This is a genomic window from Candidatus Zixiibacteriota bacterium (assembly GCA_019038695.1).
In the GTDB taxonomy this organism is placed as follows: Bacteria; Zixibacteria; MSB-5A5; order GN15; family FEB-12; genus B120-G9.
On the sequence record JAHOYZ010000023.1, the window covers coordinates 89,008 to 110,069 of the forward strand.

13 protein-coding genes and 1 tRNA gene are annotated in these 21,062 nt (G+C 50.1%); 8 read left to right on the forward strand and 6 right to left on the reverse strand.

The genetic code is table 11. The features are described from left to right. Positions 1-76: 76 nt before the first annotated feature. Positions 77-2,410 (forward strand): protein kinase, encoded by a 2,334-nt coding sequence (locus tag KOO62_08110; protein ID MBU8933959.1) that lies wholly within the window; start codon positions 77-79, stop codon positions 2,408-2,410. 122 nt (positions 2,411-2,532) lie between these two features. On the opposite strand, the gene KOO62_08115 is transcribed toward KOO62_08110, so the two are convergent. Both KOO62_08115 and KOO62_08120 read right to left on the reverse strand, forming a co-directional pair. Further along, a tRNA-Met gene (locus tag KOO62_08115) sits at positions 2,533-2,609 on the reverse strand. A gap of 104 nt (positions 2,610-2,713) precedes the next feature. Continuing rightward, positions 2,714-3,970 (reverse strand): cation:proton antiporter, encoded by a 1,257-nt coding sequence (locus KOO62_08120; protein ID MBU8933960.1) that lies wholly within the window; start codon positions 3,968-3,970, stop codon positions 2,714-2,716. Positions 3,971-4,410: 440 nt separating this feature from the next. On the opposite strand from KOO62_08120, the gene motA reads away from it, so the two are divergent. The 3 genes from motA (at position 4,411) to mfd (ending at position 9,758) form a co-directional block, all read left to right on the forward strand. Then, positions 4,411-5,268 carry a flagellar motor stator protein MotA gene (gene motA, locus KOO62_08125; GenBank protein MBU8933961.1) on the forward strand — a complete coding sequence of 286 codons (858 nt, stop codon included), beginning with the start codon at positions 4,411-4,413 and terminating at the stop codon, positions 5,266-5,268. A 6-nt stretch (positions 5,269-5,274) separates the two neighbouring features. Next, entirely contained in the window at positions 5,275-6,132 is an 858-nt protein-coding gene (locus KOO62_08130; protein ID MBU8933962.1) for an OmpA family protein, read from the forward strand. 203 nt (positions 6,133-6,335) lie between these two features. After that, positions 6,336-9,758, forward strand: a complete 3,423-nt coding sequence (gene mfd / locus KOO62_08135) for a transcription-repair coupling factor (protein MBU8933963.1) — start codon at positions 6,336-6,338, stop codon at positions 9,756-9,758. 167 nt (positions 9,759-9,925) lie between these two features. On the opposite strand, the gene KOO62_08140 is transcribed toward mfd, so the two are convergent. Beyond that, positions 9,926-10,894: a hypothetical protein gene (locus KOO62_08140; GenBank protein ID MBU8933964.1), complete on the reverse strand. Its 969-nt coding sequence runs from the start codon at positions 10,892-10,894 to the stop codon at positions 9,926-9,928. A 574-nt stretch (positions 10,895-11,468) separates the two neighbouring features. On the opposite strand from KOO62_08140, the gene gyrA reads away from it, so the two are divergent. The 4 genes from gyrA to KOO62_08160 all read left to right on the forward strand — a co-directional run bounded on the left by gyrA (position 11,469) and on the right by KOO62_08160 (position 16,776). Beyond that, positions 11,469-13,895: a DNA gyrase subunit A gene (gene gyrA / locus KOO62_08145; protein MBU8933965.1), complete on the forward strand. Its 2,427-nt coding sequence runs from the start codon at positions 11,469-11,471 to the stop codon at positions 13,893-13,895. Between the two features lie 9 nt (positions 13,896-13,904). After that, entirely contained in the window at positions 13,905-14,786 is an 882-nt protein-coding gene (locus KOO62_08150; protein ID MBU8933966.1) for a serine protease, read from the forward strand. Between the two features lie 96 nt (positions 14,787-14,882). Then, positions 14,883-15,812: a DMT family transporter gene (locus tag KOO62_08155; GenBank protein MBU8933967.1), complete on the forward strand. Its 930-nt coding sequence runs from the start codon at positions 14,883-14,885 to the stop codon at positions 15,810-15,812. A 4-nt stretch (positions 15,813-15,816) separates the two neighbouring features. After that, positions 15,817-16,776: a hypothetical protein gene (locus KOO62_08160; GenBank protein MBU8933968.1), complete on the forward strand. Its 960-nt coding sequence runs from the start codon at positions 15,817-15,819 to the stop codon at positions 16,774-16,776. On the opposite strand, the gene KOO62_08165 is transcribed toward KOO62_08160, so the two are convergent. The 3 genes from KOO62_08165 to KOO62_08175 all read right to left on the reverse strand — a co-directional run bounded on the left by KOO62_08165 (position 16,773) and on the right by KOO62_08175 (position 21,060). Then, the gene (locus tag KOO62_08165; GenBank protein ID MBU8933969.1) at positions 16,773-17,240 is read right to left on the reverse strand and encodes a hypothetical protein; all 468 of its coding nucleotides are present in this window, start codon (positions 17,238-17,240) and stop codon (positions 16,773-16,775) included. The genes KOO62_08160 and KOO62_08165 overlap by 4 nt on opposite strands. Before the next feature lie 261 nt (positions 17,241-17,501). Beyond that, positions 17,502-19,844, reverse strand: a complete 2,343-nt coding sequence (locus KOO62_08170) for a glycosyltransferase (GenBank protein MBU8933970.1) — start codon at positions 19,842-19,844, stop codon at positions 17,502-17,504. A gap of 7 nt (positions 19,845-19,851) precedes the next feature. After that, on the reverse strand, positions 19,852-21,060 hold the full coding sequence (locus KOO62_08175; GenBank protein MBU8933971.1) for a DegT/DnrJ/EryC1/StrS family aminotransferase: 1,209 nt from the start codon (positions 21,058-21,060) through the stop codon (positions 19,852-19,854). Positions 21,061-21,062 lie beyond the last annotated feature (2 nt).

Here is a 21,062-nt window from a genome sequence, read left to right on the forward strand (position 1 = left end):
AGCTGTTAGAAAGAGGTGTATGTTAAATATCATATAATAGACTTGCGTTATCCATATTCAAGTCGTACTTTATATTTTGAGTGAGAGTTACAATCTCAACCCGTTGATTATGGACATAGAATTGACTGATCCCAAAGATAATCCAGACAAGAAACAATCAGATCAGGAATTGGATTCTCACATTGACGATGTGACCAAAACCGTTGCTTCCTCTCTTATGAGTGACAAACTGGATCCGCATCATCCAAAGAAAATCGGTCAGTATATCATAAGACGCGTCATTGCTTCTGGTGGCATGGGTACTGTTTTTGAAGCATTACAGGAAAACCCTCGTCGGCCAGTGGCGATCAAAGTGATTAAGGGGGGCGATGCATCTGAGACAGCTGTCAGCCGTCTAGAGTATGAAGCTCAGATGCTGGCGAGACTGCGCCATCCGGGAATAGCTGAGATCTACGAAGCTGGCACCTACGATGATCACGGTACCGAGGTACCGTATTTTGCGATGGAGTACATTCCCAACGCCAGGACGATAACAGAATACGCTAAACTGAAGAAACTTTCGGTGGATGAGCGGCTCGAATTATTCCTGCAGGTGTGTGACGCAGTGAATTCTGGTCACCAGAAGGGAGTGGTGCATCGTGACCTGAAGCCAGATAACATCCTAGTAGATTCTCATAATAGAATCCGGGTCATTGACTTTGGTCTGGCTCGAGCAACAGATTCAGACTTACGTCAGACAAATGTGCAGACTGAGGTGGGACAGATAATTGGATCACTTCAGTATATGAGTCCGGAACAATTTGAGGCTGATTCAAGTGATCTTGATACGAGGAGTGATGTTTATTCCCTCGGCGTTGTCCTTCATGAATTATTGTCGGGGACCCTGCCCTATGATTTGAAGGCCAAAAAGGTGTATGAAATTGCCAGCATTGTTCGGGAAAAAGCGCCGAATGGCTTGAACAAGAGTGGCGTAAAGGTAGCCGCCGAAGTCGACATCATCTTGCAAAAGTGCTTGAGAAAAGAACGGGAAATGCGTTACCAGACAGCCTACGGGTTACATCAAGACATTAGCAGGTATCTATCAGGAGATGCTATCGTCGCTCGTTCGCCGAGTCTGGCCTACCAGATGAGAGTCTTCACGCGCAAAAACAAGTTGCTGGTAGGATCGTTTGCTTCGGCCTTGGTGTTGTTAATCGCCGGTTCAATTGTGTCCACCACTCTTCTCGTTCGGGTATCTGAGGAATCGGAAAAAGCAAAGAGAGCCAATGGATTCTTAACCAATCTATTTGAAACTGCAGTCCCATACGGATATGGTAAGCCGGTTCCTATAAGTCGTATGTTGGACGAGGCATCAAAGTCACTTGACGGTGCTTTCCCTGACAATCCTGAAGTCGAATCAGATATAAGTCACTCTCTTGGTACAGGCTACTCGTGGTGTGAAAAATACAGTGAGGCTCGTGAGCACCTGAATCTCGCTCTATCGTTAAGGAAAGAGACGCTGGGTGAAAGGCATCCCAAAACTAGAGAAACGCTCTTACAACTGAGATTGCTAAACAGTGTGACAGGGGGACATAAGAATGACCTTGCTGTCTGCAAAGAGATCTGCAGGATAGATATCGCTAATTATGGGGTTAAGAGTGTAAACACTCTCAATTCCAAGTTGAGTTTAGCTTATGGCATGGAGAGAGCTGGTAGGATTTCTGAAGCATTGAAAGTGGTGCAAGACACACGGGCGCTGTACCTCAGTGATCATTCAGATAATTTGGAATTAGGGAATGAAATCGATCGAGACCTGTCATGGTTCTTACTCCAAAGCGGGAGCTTTGCCGAGGCTGAAGAGGTAGCGCGAACGGCTTTGGAATTTGCAAGAACAAGAATTGAGGATGGTTGGCCCACCGAAAGCAGCAAAAGCCATCTGGCTGCGGCCTTAATAGCCCAGGGAAAACTTGCTGAAGCTACCGAGTTGTATGGAGATTTCCCCACCTATCCAACCTTGGATAAGGAATATGATATTCAAGGAAACCTGGACCCTGATAAGAGTGACGTTCTGCTGATAATGTTCTGGGAGGCGTGGTGTCCTTTCTGTGATGCAAGAGTAGGAAAGCTGGAGAACCTGTATAGACAGTATCACAATTATGGAATTGACATGGTTGGAGTAACACAGATCACACAGACAAGTACCAGAGAAAAATGCGAAGAGTTTATTAGAAGGAATAGTATTACTTTCCCAATGATTAAAGAGAGTGGAAAAGCCTACAAGCATTTCAATATTACCGGATGGCCTAATGTAAGATTGATTTACAAAGGAAGACTAATCTGGGAACAAAAAGTCGAATCGTCCCAACTGATCTCCAGGCATATGCTTGAAGGGATAGTCAAGTCTCAGCAATCCTCTGTTATCCCCAATTAAGTGATGCGAACCCTATCCATCTTCTTTTTCGAGAACCCAGTTATGATAAGTTTTGTTAGAAAGCTAATTATTCATGGACAAAAAGAAACTCCCGAAGTCGTTGGACTTCAGGAGCTTGGATTTGGTGGCGGGGAGAGGATTTGAACCTCTGACCTTCGGGTTATGAGCCCGACGAGCTACCAGACTGCTCCACCCCGCGGCAAGTTCCTCTATAGAACATGCTTAACATCTCATTGTCAAGCACCATTCGTACTCTGCCTCAACTATTCTCGATAGCTGACATCATCGCTTCGAATCGATCAATCATCCTTCGGTCTGAGCGCCTTTGAGAGATCGCGCCGCTTTTCGGTCTCCTCGTAGCATCGAGAATATCAAAGCCGGAGGTGTCACCAAAGTCGTGATGATAACCATAATAACAACTGCCGAATATGTGCTACTGGAGATGACCGGATGTCCATCGAGCATCAGTTTGGCACCAATACCGGCAAAAATAAGTCCCACCTCGCCACGAGGGATCATGCCCAAACCGATCGCAATCCGATTAGTCGTTTTGTCAAGAATCGCCAGCGAACATACCTGTTTACCAACTATTGCTGCGATGGTCAAAACCGCTGCGAAGCCAAGAATCGAGACCTCTCCAAAAGTTGTCAGATCGACCAGCATACCCATCCGCACAAAGAATATCGGTACCAGGAAGGTGGCAATAGGCGCTATCAATTCCTCGATTGAGTGTTCACCCCGATCATGATAGTCCTTGAACCAGACCTCTTCCAAAATCAAACCGGCTGCGAAAGCGCCAACGATTGGAGCCAGACCTACTTTACCCGCCAGATAGGCCAGCAGGAAACAGACCAGCAGCGCAAAGGACAGCAGTACGCCTTTTCCTTTGAGCCGGAAGCCGAACTTGAAAAAGGCCGGCAACACCCAGGCACCAATCACAACCGCCCCGACTATGAATCCAACAGCCTTCCCGATAATGAAAAGAACGGTACCGGATGAGACTCCTTCGGACGATCCGGCTGATATGGCAGTAATAATACCGGTGATCACGGCCAGGATTATCAGTCCCATTATGTCGTCGATCACAGCCGCACCGAGGATGATCTTCGCTTCTCGCGTGTGTATCTTATTTATATCCTTTAGAACTCGGGCAGTGATACCAACCGAAGTTGCGGTCAGTGTCGCTCCGATGAAAACATGGACATACACTGATTCCTCAGGCAAGAACCATACGCCCACGCCCCAGCCGAGGAAGAAGGGGACAATCACACCGAACATGGCGACCATGAAGGAGACGAGACCAACCTTCAGCATACCTCGAACGGTCGATTCGAGACCCACCTCAAACAGCAGGATGATGACGCCGATTTCAGCGAGCGTTTCAAGGGTCATGTTGTGTTTGAAAGGTTCGAACACATCAACGCCGAGCAAATGTAGATTGCCAATGATCATCCCCATCACGAGTTCCCCGAGCACAGCCGGAGCCTTGATCCGTTCAAAGAGATCGCCACCAAGCTTGGCTGCCAGAAGGATCACAATCAGTTCCAGAAGAACATCCAGAACGGGGCCACCATGACCACCGCCACTGTCCGCGTGACCGTTACCTCCATTGGAGGCGAAAGCCAGGTCATAAAGAAGATAGACACCAGCGATGGTCAGAAACCAGACCAGCCGTCGGTTAGTAAGAAATCGCACACTTCCTCCTGTCGGTCGAAGTACTAGGGACTATCATGCCAGTGTTGGGGAACATCTTCACAACAGACTGCTCTCCACACCCAAGAATCACAAAAAAGTATCGTAACCGCATGAGACACACAAGTTTTTTTCGCGCCAGAGTTTGTGGGACCAGTTCTGGCTTGGTCCGAGAGTACTAGCCGAAAAAGCACAAAGTTGGCACGGAATAGTCCCTCATAGCTCAGCTTTATTGCCAAAGTGTCGAAATACTAAGAGAAACGTCGAATCAAAGTGAGTAAACAGACCTAATGGTTGGATAAGCAAGCATGTTTATTTTCATCGGAATCATCATTGTTTTCGGCTCCGTTCTTGGTGGCTTCGTTCTGGAAGGCGGCCACATCCTCGCACTTCATCAACCTGTAGAGATTCTGATAATCGGTGGGGCGGCACTGGGAGCACTGCTTATTTCGACACCCCTTCAGGTTCTCAAGGCTATAATCTCTCAGTTGCTTGGGATTCTCAAAGGTGGTCTGGGTAAGAAGGACTATCTGGACCTTTTGGTTATGATGTTCGAGATGTTCAATATCGCGCGAAAGGACGGCTTAATTGGTCTTGAGAATCATGTTGAGCACCCGGAGGAGAGCGAGATATTCAAGAAATATCCCAAGTTCCTCGCCGACCACCACGCGGTAGCATTCTTTGCTGATACGATGCGCGTTATCATTTCCGGCGCAGTGCAACCCCACGATCTTGAAGATCTAATGGACAATGATATTGAGACCCTCCATGAAGAGGAAGCGCGTCCAGCCGACGCTATGAATTCGGTGGCCGACGCTCTGCCCGGGTTGGGTATCGTCGCGGCGGTACTTGGAATTGTCATTACCATGGCAGCCATCGACGGCCCTCCAGAGATAATCGGACACAAGGTGGGTGCTGCGCTGGTGGGTACTTTTCTGGGTATTCTGGGTTCTTATGGATTTGTGGGTCCCATGTCAGGCGCTATGAAACACCGTCTCAACGATGGCAAGCAGTACCTTACTTGTATGAAGCTGGCTCTGTTGTCATTCCATAAGGGTGTGGCCGGTGTAATTGCGGTTGAGTTTGCCCGACGTTCTCTTTATGCGGAAGTTCGTCCCGGCTTCACCGAGTTGGAAGAAGCTTGTAACGAGACCAAGCGGAGCTAAAGGAAAATGGTTGACGACAACCAACAACCGATAATCATAAAACGCATCAAGAAGGGGCACGGTGGTCACCACGGTGGAGCCTGGAAAGTTGCTTTTGCCGATTTCATGACAGCCATGATGGCTTTCTTTCTTGTCATGTGGCTGGTTGGTCAAGCACCCGAGGTACGCGAAGCTGTGGCAGGACATTTTCGGGATCCGGGTAAGTTCAAGAGTCAAGGTAGTTCAGGGGTTTTGAAAGGCTCAAAAGGTGTGATCCCGGCCGCTGACATTTCCATCGGAGCGCGTCAGTCAACGCCAGAGCAGAAATCGCAGGGACCGTCTGATATTGAGAAGAAAGAGATGAGTCAGACGGCCATGAATATCATCCGGGAGTTACGAAAACAAGAGGCTTTTGGGAAGCTCAAGGACAACATCAAAGTTCAGTTGACATCGGAAGGACTCCGAATAATTTTGAACGAGTCCGAGGATGCACCGGCCTTTTTCGAACCCGGCTCGGCCAAGCTTTTGCAGAAAAGCGCAGTTATCCTGATGACTATCGCCGGGGAACTGGGTACGCTGTCCAACCGCCTGGTCATTGAAGGGCACACCGATGCAGGTTTTACCGGTAACCGGGATTACACCAACTGGGAACTCTCCGCCGATCGGGCCAACGCCGCCCGACAGTTGCTGGAAGTATCCGGGCTTTATGCGGAGCAGGTGCAGGAAGTGCGCGGCTTCGCAGATCATTATCCCATGATAGTCGACTCACCCAACGATCCTCGCAATCGTCGTGTCACGATCGTGGTCTTGTACCAGGAACGCGCCAACCATTACGATCAGATTGAAGTAGGAACTGACCTGATGCAGCAGGCATCGTCCGGTTAAGCAGTCAGTCCCATAAGTCCCATAGCATCTGAAACTGGCAGGGACATCAAATATATGGCGCTAAATACAACTGTCTCATATATTGGCCACACAACTTAATGGTAACACACCCCGGGCGGACGGCCGCCAACGGGGGTTTTTGCGTTTTTTCAGGGCTGTGGTGGAATGAGCCATGGCCAATGTGTGGGAGAAAGAGCTGAAAAATGTCCATAGAAGTTCAGAAATCTTCAACATCGCGGGTAGCCCGTATTGCTCAACGTTGGCTAACCTATCCTCCGCTCACTGAACTCTGTGATCGATTAGCCAACGATGGACCAGCTTGTCAGACAATCACCGGTCTGGCCGGATCAAGCCTGTCTTTTGCCGTTGACGCTGTGAGTATGCGACTCGAACGTCCTATCCTGGTTGTAACCCAGCATTCCGAAGACGCTGCCGATCTGCACGATGACCTGGCTTTCCTGATGGGGTCCGAACGCATTGGTCATTTCCCGGCCAGACAGATTCTACCTTACGATTTCCGCGCCCCCCAGGGGGAGATTATGGGCCGACGAATATCCACACTGGCCGGTTTGCTTGACAAGCGACTGGCGGTAGTGGTCTGCCCGATCCGGGCTTTGATGGAACCGACCATCCCCCGTGAACAATTGGCCGGGAACTGCATCCAGCTCAAGGTCGGTGGTGAAGCGGATATGGATGACCTCATGCATCGACTGATAACGCTTGGCTTCCGACGCGTACCGGTCGTTGAGGAAGTTGGCGACTTTGCAGTTCGGGGTGGACTGCTGGATTTTTTCTCTCCCGGCTCTGAGGCACCGGTGCGGATTGAGTTTGTTGGTGATGAGATTGACACTATCCGCCTTTTCGATGTTGCCAACCAGCGAACTATCCGACGCATCGATGATGTTACGCTACTGCCGAAGCGTGAAGTGCCCGTTACTTTTGATAACCTGGAAGAGTACCTGGGTGTCCTGCCCGAATCGGATGCTGACTACATCCGCAGTCGGTACCTCAACGACCCGGAGCTACCCGGACTCGAGTGGCTCGTTTTCATGTTCGGAATCAGCCAGGGGAATTTGCTAGACTATTTCGGCAACGACACCGTTCCCTTTCTTAACGGCGAAGGCAGCTTGAAGGACGAGGCGGAGGCTGTTCTGGAAGAGGGACATGCGCTATATGACCGCCTTAAGGAGCGACTCATAAAACTGCCGACCCCGGAAACCTACTATCAATCTCCTGAGAACATTTTCTCAACCCTGGCCGGGTTCCCCCGGATTGATCAAGTGCCGTTTCGAGGTGGTCGCAAGGATATCATCGACTTTGGCTGCTCACCGCATCCAGCTTTTGGATCACGTCTCGATCTACTGGCCGAAGCTACCAAGGAATATGACACGTTGGGCATGGCATACTTTGTGGCCGTAGAAACAACCGGGCAAGCTGATCGCCTGGGTGAACTTGTGGCTGAACGAATCGGTGAGGAGGCCCGACCCGCTGTCGAAGTCGCCGATCTCAAAGCAGGTTTTGTCTGTCAGAGCGGACGGTTCGCTGTTCTTACCGATCGCGAAATCTTCAGCCGTCATCATCGTCGTGTCCGCCGGAAGAAGTTTAAAGAGGGAGTAGCTATTTCTGACTACTCCAGCCTCAACCGCAGTGATTACGTCGTTCATACCGATCACGGTATCGCGCGGTACCTGGGGCTTGAGACCATACTCGTGGACAAGCGACAACGCGACTGCCTGCTGTTGGAATACGCCGAGAAGGACCGGCTCTATGTCCCTATCGAGGAATTCAACCGAGTTTCCAAGTATGCCGGCAAAGATACCGCTCCTGCTCTGACCCATCTGGGTGGTGCCGGGTGGGACAAACTCAAGAAGAAGACCAGCAAAGCTATCGCCGACATGGCGGCCGATTTGATCAAGTTGTACGCCGTACGAAAGACGAAAACCGGCTACTCGTTCGGTGAGGATACAGTCTGGCTTCGGCAGTTGGAAGCGTCATTCCCGTTTGAGGAAACACCTGACCAGGCTAAGGCAATCATCGACGTCAAACGCGACATGGCTGATGAACGCCCGATGGATCGTCTTATTTGTGGTGATGTCGGCTACGGCAAAACCGAGGTCGCTGTCCGGGCTGCATTCAAAGCTATCGAGCGGGGGAAACAAGTTTCGGTATTGGTGCCAACAACGATTTTAGCTCAACAGCACTACCAGACCTTCACCGAGCGACTGGCCGAGTTTCCCGTGCGGGTGGAAGTGCTCTCGCGGTTTCGATCCCGCAAACAACAACTGGCTACCGTTGATAATCTGGCCGAAGGAAAAGTGGACCTTGTCGTCGGAACGCACCGTTTGTTTTCCAAAGACATTTGTTTCAAAGACCTCGGTCTGCTGATAATCGACGAGGAGCACCGCTTCGGCGTCCGTCACAAAGAGAAGTTGCGGCAGTTGATGACTTCGGTTGATACGCTGTCGATGTCGGCGACGCCTATTCCGAGAACGCTGCAGATGTCGATGATCGGTGTGCGCGATATGAGTCTTATTACTACTTCGCCAAAAGACAGACTACCGATTATTACGGAGATAGTTGAGTTCGATCCGGCCATTATCGCCACCACGATCTTACGAGAGATTGATCGTGGTGGACAGGTTTTCTTTGTGCATAATCGGGTGATGACTATCGACGCCATGTATCGTTATCTCAAGAAGATCGTTCCCCAGGCACGCATCGCCGTGGCGCACGGACAGATGCACGAGAAGTCGCTGGAGGGAATCATGCTGGCTTTCATGGCTCAACAGCACGATGTACTGCTGTGTTCTTCAATCATCGAATCCGGTCTGGACATTCCCAATGCCAACACGATCATCATCAACCGCGCCGACCGCTTTGGACTGGCCCAGTTGTACCAGATGCGTGGTCGCGTCGGACGCAGTGCCGCACGAGCCTTTGCCTATTTGTTAAGTCCGCCAATCCGTCGGCTCAAACCGGATGCAATCAAACGTCTACGTGCTCTCGAAGCGCACTCCGATCTTGGCAGCGGCTTTGCCCTGGCTATGCGCGATCTCGAAATACGCGGCGCGGGGACATTGCTCGGCGCGAAGCAGTCCGGGTTTATTGAAGAGATCGGTTACGATATGTACAACCGTTTGCTCGAAGAAGCGGTGGCCAAACTCAAAGGCCAGGAGCTTGCGCGTCCGCCGGAAGTCAAGTTCGAACTCGATTTCGAAACGCATCTGAGTGGCGCCTATGTGCCCAACCGTCATCAGAGGGTGGATATCTATCGTCGTCTGGCCGACTGTTATGCGATTGACGAGGTGGAGAAAATCCGCGACGAAGTCACTGACCGGTTTGGAGCGATGCCAGCTTCGGCGGTGAATCTCTGCGACGCTATTGCCACCAAAGTTCTGGCGGGAGTATTGGGCATCGAAAAGCTAAGACTTAAGAAAGGCCAGGCTTGTCTGGTTTTCCGCGAGGATACGCAACTGACGCGCGAGATGGTGGAATCGTTGCGGAAAGCAACCGACTGCCCGATAGAGTTTTCATTGGTAGGCCGTTCGCAGATTATGCTCGACCTGGGGCAGATCAAAGCCTCCGACCGCCTGGCGCATCTGAAGGGTGTGCTGGGGAAAATGTAGCAGGCATTGCCTGTTTCTCAATTGAGTGTGTTGTAGGGCAGCTGAGTAGGTTGAAACTGTCTTCAGTTTCGACAATGCCAATATATCATGGTATCGGAGAGTGCTAACGAAAGCGCTACACTAACAGAACCCACAGCAAGCTGCGGGGCACCAGTGCAGGGTATAGGTCAATTCTCTGAATCGAGCTCCTTTTCATTAACAGGAATCATTAGCCCACGCGGCTTGGCCCATTCGCAAAATTCATGTGCGGAATACTTCATAATGATGGCTGCAACACCGCTCACGAGGAGAGGAATGCCTATTTGCCAGTTCCCGAACGTTGTCACAAGAGCAACCGCAAAGTAACCCTCATTGAATACTTTCGGTAATCTCTTCGACCATGCCTTATAGATGGAGCTGTCTGGATCGCAAATGGCACGCCATGCTATGCGGCGAAGCACTGCGAGCGCACGCTTGCCTAGGTTCTTTGGAGTTTCCGCAACCTCTAGAGGAGGGAGCAGTTTGCGATCAGGTGGTGGTAGCTGAAGAATCGAGTAGGTACGCACGTCGCGGAGAAGAAGGACTCCAGAGAGTGGAACTAGGTTGCCAATCAGTTTTGTCAGTTCGTTCTGGTCGTTTTGCTGAAGAAGTAGGACGGCTTTCTCATGGATCGCCTTTGGGTCCAGACTGGCCTCTCCCGTTCCGATCAGTTCTGACAAGACGCACTCTTCTTCAATCCGGGCAATAAAGCGCTTTTGAAACTGGCGTCTGCGGCGTTCTGACCGGATGTTATTAGCGCTCTGCACGACCTCACGAATGAGCGGCTTGGCCTTCTCCACCTGCTTTTGTCTCAACAGGCAGATAGCAAGGAAGCCAGTGGCTTCCAAATAAAGGCGAGTGTTCTGCGCAGCTATTTGGCGTATGCCGGTGAAACCGGATTCAGCATATCTGAGGCGGTTTTCGTCCAGACAAGCCTCAAAGGCCCACAGCTTTGCTTGTAATAGACGGTGGTGTTTCCGGTCGGGAGCAAAGAGCATCTGGATTTTTGTGGCGCATTCGACTGCGATCTCTGTCTGGCCCTTGGCGACTGCAGCGCGAAGGTCCTTTTCAATATCTTTCAACTGCGGGAGGATATGAGGTGGTATCTTTGTTGCCATGAATAAGTCCCCTGTCAAAACGAACGATCAAGCTCAATTGCCGCCATGAAGTGCAACGGATTCACTATCAGGCTCAGCATAACGTAACCCTATGACCCTTTACAAAATAGGATAATCTACTAATCAGTCAATGTCAACTGCCAAGATATGATGTCACTTGACATACACCTCTCTCCAACGCATTTTCAAAGTCATAATTAGAAACAACACAAATATGAGATAACGCCAGATAGATGGCATCGGGATGCTTCAAACCGACTCCCCGCTACCAAACTTGGTCCCCTGAAGCCAAACAGCTTCGTGGGTTTTGTTTTGGCCCATTCACGCCCAAACAAGTTTGAGCGTGCCACCCAATCGTAAAGTCACACGGCGACGTACGGACTAACAGAACCCACAGCAAGCTGTGGACCACCAACCCTACGAAATATTTCCATAACCCCTTGTACCGCACCACAATAAATCGCGTCCCTAGAGCCTGTTTTTGTTGCCTCAAGATAGCATAATTCGTACCTTATTGAGTCAACATAGCTGAGTGTTTTTTGGTCTGTTTTAGCAAAGGAATTTGCCACTAATTATGGATATCGAACGACAAAAAATAGAGACTGTTTTCCTCGAAGAGGAAATGAAAAACTCCTACATGGATTACTCCATGTCGGTCATAACCAACCGCGCTTTGCCCGATATTCGCGACGGTCTCAAACCGTCCAACCGTCGCATTCTGGTGGCGATGAACGATCTTGGCCTTAACCCCGGCAAGGCTCATCGCAAATGCGCCAAGATCGCCGGTGATACTTCCGGTAACTATCACCCCCACGGCGAACAGGTTGTCTACCCGACGCTCGTGCGAATGGCGCAGGATTTCAATATGCGTTATCCTCTTGTCGATGGTCAGGGTAACTTCGGTTCGGTCGATGGTGACGGTGCGGCGGCGATGCGTTATACCGAGGCAAAGTTAACTGCGGTAGCGGTTGAGATGCTCGACGATCTCAAAAAAGAGACTGTCGATTTTATTGACAACTACGACGGCACCCGCCAGGAGCCAACTGTCCTTCCCGGCCGATTCCCCAACTTGCTATGCAACGGCGTTACCGGTATCGCCGTCGGGATGGCTACCAATCTTCCCCCTCACAATCTCAACGAAATCAGCGAAGCAATAATCAAGGTGATTGATGATCCCGAAACCACCAATGAAGATTTGATCGAACTGGTTCCGGGACCCGATTTTCCCACCGGCGGCATTATCAACGGTCGCGCCGGGATTCATCAGGCGTATACTACGGGCAAGGGACACATTTCCGTGCGTGCGAAGGCAGTCGTCGAACGCATGAAAAGTGGCAAGGAGATGATTATCGTCGCCGAAATTCCTTATCAGGTGAATAAATCGAACCTGCTGGAGAAGATCGCCGAGTTGGCTCGTGATAAGAAAATCGAAGGAATTACCGATCTGCGCGACGAATCGGATCGTGACGGTATGCGGATAGTCATCGAACTGAGGCGTGATGCCCAGGCGGAAGTGATACTCAATCAGCTCTATTCGCACACGACGATGCAGACAACATTTTCGGTCAATATGCTGGGGCTTGATCATGGCGTACCGAAGTCGATGACGTTACGACAGCTCATTGATTCATTCGTGGAGCACCGTCACGAAGTTGTTGTTCGACGCACCAAATACGATCTTCGCAAGGCGGAAGAACGCGCGCATATTCTCGAAGGGTATCGCATTGCTCTGGACAACATCGATGCCATCATTCAACTGATCAAGAAATCCAAAGATACGCCGACGGCTCATGCCGGGTTGATGAAGAAGTTCAAGCTCTCAGCAATCCAGGCGACTGCTATTCTGGAGATGCGGTTACAACGCCTGACCGGACTTGAGCGAGAGAAGATCGAGGAAGAGTACCGCGAACTAATCAAGAAGATCAGCGCGCTGAAAGCTATACTCGATTCCAAGGCGTTGCGGATGCAGATTATCAAAGATGAAACTATGGCTATCGCCAGGAAGTTTGGCGACGACCGCCGGACCGAGATTCAGGAAGCGGCCGATGACCTGACGGTTGAGGACCTCATTGCCGAGGAAGAGATGGTCATAACGATCTCTCACCTGGGTTATGTCAAGCGTCTTTCGGTGAGTGCCTATCGTCGTCAGCAACGCGGCGGTATGGGTGTTAAAGGGATCAAGACCAAGGAAGATGATTTCGCCGAGCATTTGTTTATTGCCTCGACGCATGATTACATTTTGTTCTTCTCGACCAAGGGGAAATGCTACTGGGTAAAAGTGTACGCGATCCCCACCGGCGGCAAACTGGCTAAGGGGAAGCCGATTGTGAATCTGTGCAAGATGGAACGCGGCGAAACTGTTACGGCGTTCTGTAAGGTGCGCGAGTTCTCATCGGAGCAGTATGTGGTGATGGCGACTCGCAATGGTATTATCAAGAAAGTTCAGTTGGACGCCTTTTCGCATCCGCGCCAGATTGGTGTCATTGCGATGAATGTGCCACAGGATGACGAATTGATCGAGGCTTCGCTCACCGACGGTTCCTACGAGATTGTTCTGGCAACGCGGTTGGGAATGGCGATTCGATTCTCCGAGGAGAAAGTTCGCTCAATGGGTCGCACGGCTTATGGCGTCAAAGGGATCAATCTGGCTAAGAAAGATTATGTCATCGGCATGGTGGTGGTCAAACGCGACAGCAGTCTGCTGGTAGTGACGGAGAACGGTTACGGCAAACGGACTTCGATTGATGATTACCGTATTACCAATCGTGGCGGCAAAGGCGTTATCAATGTCAAGACCTCAGAACGCAACGGCGAAGTAGTAGCGATCAAGGAAGTGCTGGATGAGGACGAGTTGATCCTGATCACGAAACACGGAATTGCGAATCGTCAGGCGGTAAAACAAATCAGTGTCATTGGTCGCAACACTCAAGGTGTGCGATTGATTACCCTCAAAGACGATGACCTCGTGACAGACGTCGCACGAGTGGCAAGGGAGGAGTAGGGGGGAAAGGTGGCAAGAATACTACTGCTTTTAGTTGGGTTCGTACTACTCTCAATCATGGGAGCGAAGGCTAGTGCAGATGATGCTTTCGATTCGCCTGCTTTCTACACTGAGCATGTGGTAAGATGCACATATCGGATTCAAGGATTCGATGGGCATTATGGTACAGGCTTGTTTATTGGTTGCCCAGTGGATTCACTAAGGAGGATTCCGGCAATTGTTACTGCACGGCACGTATTTGATTCAATAAGATCTGACAGCGTGCAAATATTCCTGCGGAGATACACTGGTACGGGCCTCGTGGAAGTCCATCCATGGACGATCCAGATTAGGAAGGATAGCATACCGCTATACCACGTTCATCCTGATTCCAATATTGATCTTGCCGGTATGCGATTTCCATTGCCCAAAGACCCAAGACTTGACCCCAAAATCATGAGCAAAAGTATGTTTGTAAGTGATTCAGCATTGGCCGATGCTGAGTTGCACACAGGTGACGAAGTGTATTTCATTGGCTATCCGTGGGGATTTGCATCTACGCAAGGTGACTTCCCTTTGGTGAGGAGTGGCATAATAGCGTCTTATCCAATACTACCATTTCGCAGCAATCCGGTATACTACATTGATGGCCCAGTCAAGAAAGGGAACAGCGGTGGGCCAGTGTTACTTGCTCAGAGGTCAGAAGGCAAGACACTCCCCGGTTTTATTGTCGGAATTGTCTCGAACTCGCAAGGACAGAAAGAAATCGTTCAATCAAGAGACGAGGTTGTCATCAAAACTCACGATCTTGGTATAGCCGGAGTTGTGAACTCGGGGTACATCCTCGATTTCTTTGATATCCTTGATTGCACTTATTATTCAGATCAAGATACGACCAAGTCCGTAGACTAATCGTAGCATGGTGGGTGGATTTGCGCAGTACGCCGCCCCTGCCCGTTATAACCTCATGACGATTGCAAAGCCCTTGATGAGGGTCTATATTCCCTCATGCCATATGTAGGTGAAATAGCCGGACTGAGTACCGCCCTGTTTTGGGCCATGACCTTTATTCTATTCTCCGAGGCGGGCAAGCGGATTGGATCGTTTGCAGTCAACTGTATCCGGTTGCTGTTGGCGGTTATTATCTATTCGATAGTCCTGACAATTCTTGATGGTACCCCCTGGCCGGAAGATCTCAACACCGAGCAATTAACATGGCTGGGATTATCGGGCTTGATCGGACTGTCCATTGGAGATGGGCTTGGGTTCAAAGCGCTCGTGATGATTGGCCCCCGGCTGACAACACTTCTGTATTCTACGGCTCCAATAATGGCGACAATCATTGCCTGGGTTTTCCTCGGGGAGAAATTGGGAAGCTGGGACCTGTTGGGGATTGCTGTAGCTATTGGAGGTGTGAGCTGGGTAGTGATGGAGCGGCAGTATTCTACCGGGCAGACCAGCGCGGTTACAGATGACCACCCGGACAAAGGTTCACTGACCAAAGGAATCCTGCTTGGACTCGGTGCGGCGCTTGGGCAGGCGGTCGGGTTGGTACTGGCTAAACAGGGCATGGTTCACTCCGGCGGCGATCTATCCCCGATGTCGGCGTCGTTTATAAGGATGCTTGTCGGTCTGGGCGGAATCTGGTTGCTGGCGATTATTCGTGGCCAGTTACCCCTGGTGATACGTGCTCTGAAAAATCGCCCCGCCATGACTTTCTGCACCGGAGGAGCAATAGTCGGACCGTTTCTTGGAGTCTGGTTGTCATTAGTGGCAGTCAAGTATATTGCGACCGGTGTGGCCGCAACGCTCAACTCGATGACACCCATAGCTGTGCTACCATTGCTGATCTGGTATTATCGCGAAGAAGTCTCACTTCGAGCCTGGCTAGGGGCAATATTGGCAGTTGCTGGCGTGACGCTTATTTTCCTGGGATGATGACATGCTTTTGGACTATGATAAACTAACCGATTTCATCGACAGATACTTTGGTTCCTCCGAGGATCAAGAGGTCAGGCGAGTAGGGCGCAACCGCTCCTATGACTCCGGATATTTCGACGTGATACGTTTTTTCGGTAGCGAGAGGATCGACCCTGAAGCGGTTGAGATCAAGTATGAACCGGGGGAATACTGTCTCATAAATCCGACAATAAGGAAATTCGCCGAGAAAATAGAGACTTGTCTCCGGCAACAGGGACGTATCTACGATGGACCATTGGTTATGCAAGTTGCGGCCGCCAATATGTCTGAATCCCCCTTTTCCATAACCGTCAAGGCCTGTACCTACGGTGTCTTTGCGGGAAGTTGTTTTGCTCTCGATGAACCTGATCCGTTGTTTGATGGATTCGGAGGAACCCTTCGTGAATACTACAAGCGAATGACCCCGAACTCAGTGTTGGAGAGCCACCCCCTGGCGCTTTGTATAGGTGTCTGTGGTATCTTAATTGCCGAGACGCCCGCACGTTCCCGCCTGTTGCTTGTGCATCGATCCGGAAATCTCGCGTCACTGGAAAACAGCGTGGGGCCATCAGCAGCCGGATCGATTGATTTCACAACTTCCTGTCGAACTCTGGCGGAGTTGAGCCGGTGGAGCCTTTCACAGGAGATTCGAGAGGAATTGGGATTGGCAGATCACGAGTTCAGTATCGAGCCGTTGGCCTGGGCGCGCGAGATAGTCCGGGGGGAGAAGCCGCAACTGTTCTGCCTTATTCGTACGTCACTGACAGAGGACGAACTCTCCATCAGATTGCGTTCCTCGTTGCCTGCGGAAGAATTCGATTCGTTTGAGTTTGTTGAGTTGTCCGATGGCCTACCAGAAGCGTTGTATAACACCAGAGCTAACCATGAAGCCATGATGAACTGTCTGTTGGTAGAGGAGTATCTGGAAAAGGAAGATTGCTAGGCCGTTCGCAGTTCGAGATTGAACCACACACCGCCATAGATCATAGCCAGAATACCTTTGCAATCGGCTGGCCAGTGACCACCTACCATCCACAGGTAGCACATGAGCGTCAATCCAAAGAAGAGTTTCACAACTCCGACCCGATGTTGCCTGGTGAAGAAATTCATGGCACTCATCACAATGAACAGGAAAACCAGCGAAGGTGCATACATGAGCGCCAGCCATTGCCAAATATTAAGATCAGCAGCCAGACTGCCCAGAGAACTTTGGATAGACATGTCAAGCAACAGGTAGAGATGAGCACAGAAAAAGAAGACCGCCAGAGCCAGAAAAAGAAAGCCCTCCAGGAATTGGCTGGTTATGTCGCGCAGACCCGCCCTGGCGAAAAACATCGACATGCAAAGTAAGCCGGCAAGCATGGGGTACCAACCACCACTGAATATGTTACTAAAGGTTGCTTCCATTTTTTACATGTCCTCACCCGAAGGGTAAAGAAATATCTGTGCCAAGAGGCATTTATCCCTCAAAAGGACGAATAACTACTTGTGGGAGTGATACTTCCTGTATTGGGCAGGAGTTCGTGCGGCTCTAAAATGTGGCTCACCACCTACCAGAAGGTGCATATGTCTGCAAGAAAAAGTCCACCGGATTATTGGCAGCACCTGTTTCTCCTCAAATGCTACCAATCTCGTTTTTTAAGCAACTAACTATTGTGGTGGTGTCAATCAGCTCCTGTCAGCCCTGACACTATCATAGACAGCAAATATCCTGTCTGACCAAGTGTGGAGGTCATAATCCTTGCGCAACTTATTTCGCAGAAGAGCTCCGAGCTGAACCAATTTGTGGCTGGAACCAGCAAGCAGGCTGAGGCAGGCAGCGAGATGATAGCTGTCCTTTGGCTCGATCAGGAAACCATCTGTTCCGTCGATGATTAATTCTCCAATCGAACCTACATTGGAAGCAATAACCGGACATCCGGTGGCAGCCGCCTCAAGTACTGTCAATGGTGAGGCTTCTACTATTGATGGCAAGCAGAATAGATCGAGAGCTTTGTAGAATGAACGCATATCATGGACAAACCCCGGAAAGATAACTCTATCTGTTAGATCGCTGTCCCTAGTTGCCTGTACAAGCTGATCAGCCAATTCTCCCTCGCCCGCAATAACCAGCTTGCATTTACGCATAAGTTCTGGAGCCAGTTTTGAAAAAGCACGAATGAGATCAAGCTGGTTCTTCTCGTATGATAGTCTGCCAGCCGTCCCAATCAGTATCTCGCCTTCGGCAACCTGCCATTCGGAACGGAAGTCAAGTTCGGCCTCACCTGCAAAGTATTCAAAATCCACGGCATTGGGTATTGTAAGTATTTTGTTTTCATTGATACCGGTCTGGACCAATACAGTTTGGACGTTTTTCGATACGGCAATGATTTTTCGAACTCGTTTCAGAAACATCCGGCCGATCTTCTCATTCAGTCCCAGCCGTCCGTCGCTGGAAGTAAATCCATGAGCAGTAGCGACGACCGGTATGCCTGCCCATCTGCCGGCTATAGATCCAACAATATCCGACTTATATCCATGAGTATGTACTATCTCTGCCCCATGTCTCCTTATCAGTCGACGCATAGCAAGAAGGTTGGAGATATCCCAGCCTTTCTTGATCGAAATAGGGATTCTGTCCACAACCGCACCCAATTTCGCCGACGCTCTCAGCAGTTCCACTCCAGCGCCATCTTCTTTGCGAACGAAAGATGCGACTCTCAAATCGTAACTCGACCTTGATGACTGAGACAGGAGATTGAGCAATACTTTCTCAGCTCCCGCAATTCCCATCCCAGCTATCAGGTGTAGAACAACCGGTCTTGCTTGATGACTGTCCGGATAGATTAGTGGATAGACATCCCTTTCCATTGCTTGCTCCACTTTTTCAATCCGTGACTGCCAGGAGTTAGTGCGGGCTATCTCCATACCGACTTCTTTCGGGGGTATGTTTTTTCCGTCAATAGTGTCAGCCAACACCTGTTCCATCTCTGCCTCAGAATCTGCCAGCTGCAGACCCTCGCGGTAGGGATGCACCGAAGGCAGGTCTGTACTCACCACCGGTTTCCCGGAACTCAAGTACTCCAGCAATTTTAGTGGATTGGCCGCCACTGTTATTTCTGTCTTACGGTAAGGAATCAGACAGATATCAAATCCGCGAATATAGAAAGGTAGCTGTTCATAAGGTTTGGGACCGAGCAGGTGAACATTGGGCAGATTGTTGATCAGAGAGAGGTCCGTATCATGGGGGCCAATCAGAACCAGCGACCAATCCTTCCGTCGGCTGAATATGTTCTTTAGCATTTCAAAATCAAACCAGTCGCGGATCAATCCGTAGTAGCCTATCACCGGTCCATTGATCCGTCGCAGCTCCTGTGGAATGTCATGTTTCGTCAGCTTCTGTACAGATGAAAAATGCTCAAAGTCGCATCCGTGCGGAATCTTGTTGATGTGCGGATTGAATCTGGACTTCGTTTCCATTAGCCGATCACTTACCACGAACATCAAGTCCGATGACACCATTTGTTCATTTTCAAGGCGATGTACGAGAGAGGCATCAAACTGGGTGAACTCGGAAAACTCATCTCCGATGTAATAAACGTTGGCCGCCTCCTTCAGAGCGCCGATCATTATTGCTGATGTAGGGCAGGACGACCACTGTATGAACGTGTGTACTTGGTGATTTCTAAGGAATCGACCGATGTACAGCTTCAGCAGTAGTCGGTTGACCCAGCGAACGATAGCCAGGTGAAACATCGGCACAACTATCGGAGCCATCGTAAAGATATTTGGTTCGACCTCTTTCGCCCCGGCAAAATTCTTCATAATTTTGGCAATAATCCGTTTCATGTCCCCCGGAGTGGCTGACGGGGTCCTGAGCCCGAGTGAGTCTATCCACAGAATCTTGTGAGTTTTAGACAATCCACGCATGAGATGCTGGGTTGACGAAGGAAGCCTTGCCCAGTCTTCGGCATAACAGACAATTGGAGTGGCGAGTTGGTCGTATCTCTTTTTGGCTTCCTTTGTATTCATAATGCAGTTATTTCTCTGTCACTCGGCTGGAGCGATTGTTAGCGATAATCATATTCAACAGATCGGCAATTCTTTCCATATCGTTTGAATCCACTCCATGATGCGTTGGCAGAGTAATCAAACGTTCAGCAACCATAGTTGCGTTGACATTGCCGGGTGAACCATCGGCCAGGTTTGCGCATAATGCTGGAATGGTGCTGACAGTTCCGGGATACATCCGGGAGATTCCCAGATGATGTCCCAACTCGCCTGCTTTTGTGGCCGCTTCCCTGTCCGGCATCAGTAGTGGAAAGCGAAGACAGGCGGCGGATGTAAAATCGGCCTTGGCCGGAAGTGTCAAATCCTGATTGTCGCCAAGCAGTTCCATGTATGTTTGTGCTTTGCTGTTGCGAATATCGTTAATCGATTTTAGGTTGGTAATTATTTCCGTTCCTCGACCTGCGCGAGCCTCTGTCATGCGCGACAGGAGAAATGATGTATCATATACAGTCTCTCCCAATCCGAGAAACGGAAGGTTGTCCGGGAGCCAGAAAAGATGCCGTGAGAAAAAGGCTTTGTAGACACCCAGTTCTAACATGTCGCGAAGCGGAGAGGAATCCGCCGGTTGAAACTCTCTCTCAAGAACATCCTCAACTTGCGATTGAACGCTTTCATTATGGATGACGGCGGCACCACCGTGTACAGTTGTAATGCATTTGCCTCTTCCAAAACTTAGTAATGCAGCATCCCCATAGCTCCCCATCAATCGTCCGTTCAAACTGGCTCCCAGCGCCTGGGCAGAATCATCGATTAAAAACAGTCCTTGATCTCTACATGTGTCCTCTATCGAGTCTATGTTCGAGGGTATTCCAAACAAATGGGTGGCAACCACAGCCAGAGTTTTATCAGAGACCACTCGCGCGACCGCCTTCGGTGACAACCCATAATTGACCAGACTGATATCGGCAGCTTTCACACGGAGGTCAGCCCGTACCACTACTGCAGGAACTGTCCAGCAGGTGTAGTCAGGTATTATTACTTCGTTTCTCTCAGGTCGTAGTCGATGCATGGCGCGCAAAATGAGATAGAGGGCTGCCTTACCGCTCATGGTGAGAGAAGTTTTCCCTCCCAGCATGTCTTCAATTGCTCTCGAGAACTCGCCATGCTTATCGGCCGCGGCCGAAAAAACAAAGCGCCATCCAAATGGTATACCTGCTGGAGGAAGTGTATTAAACATCT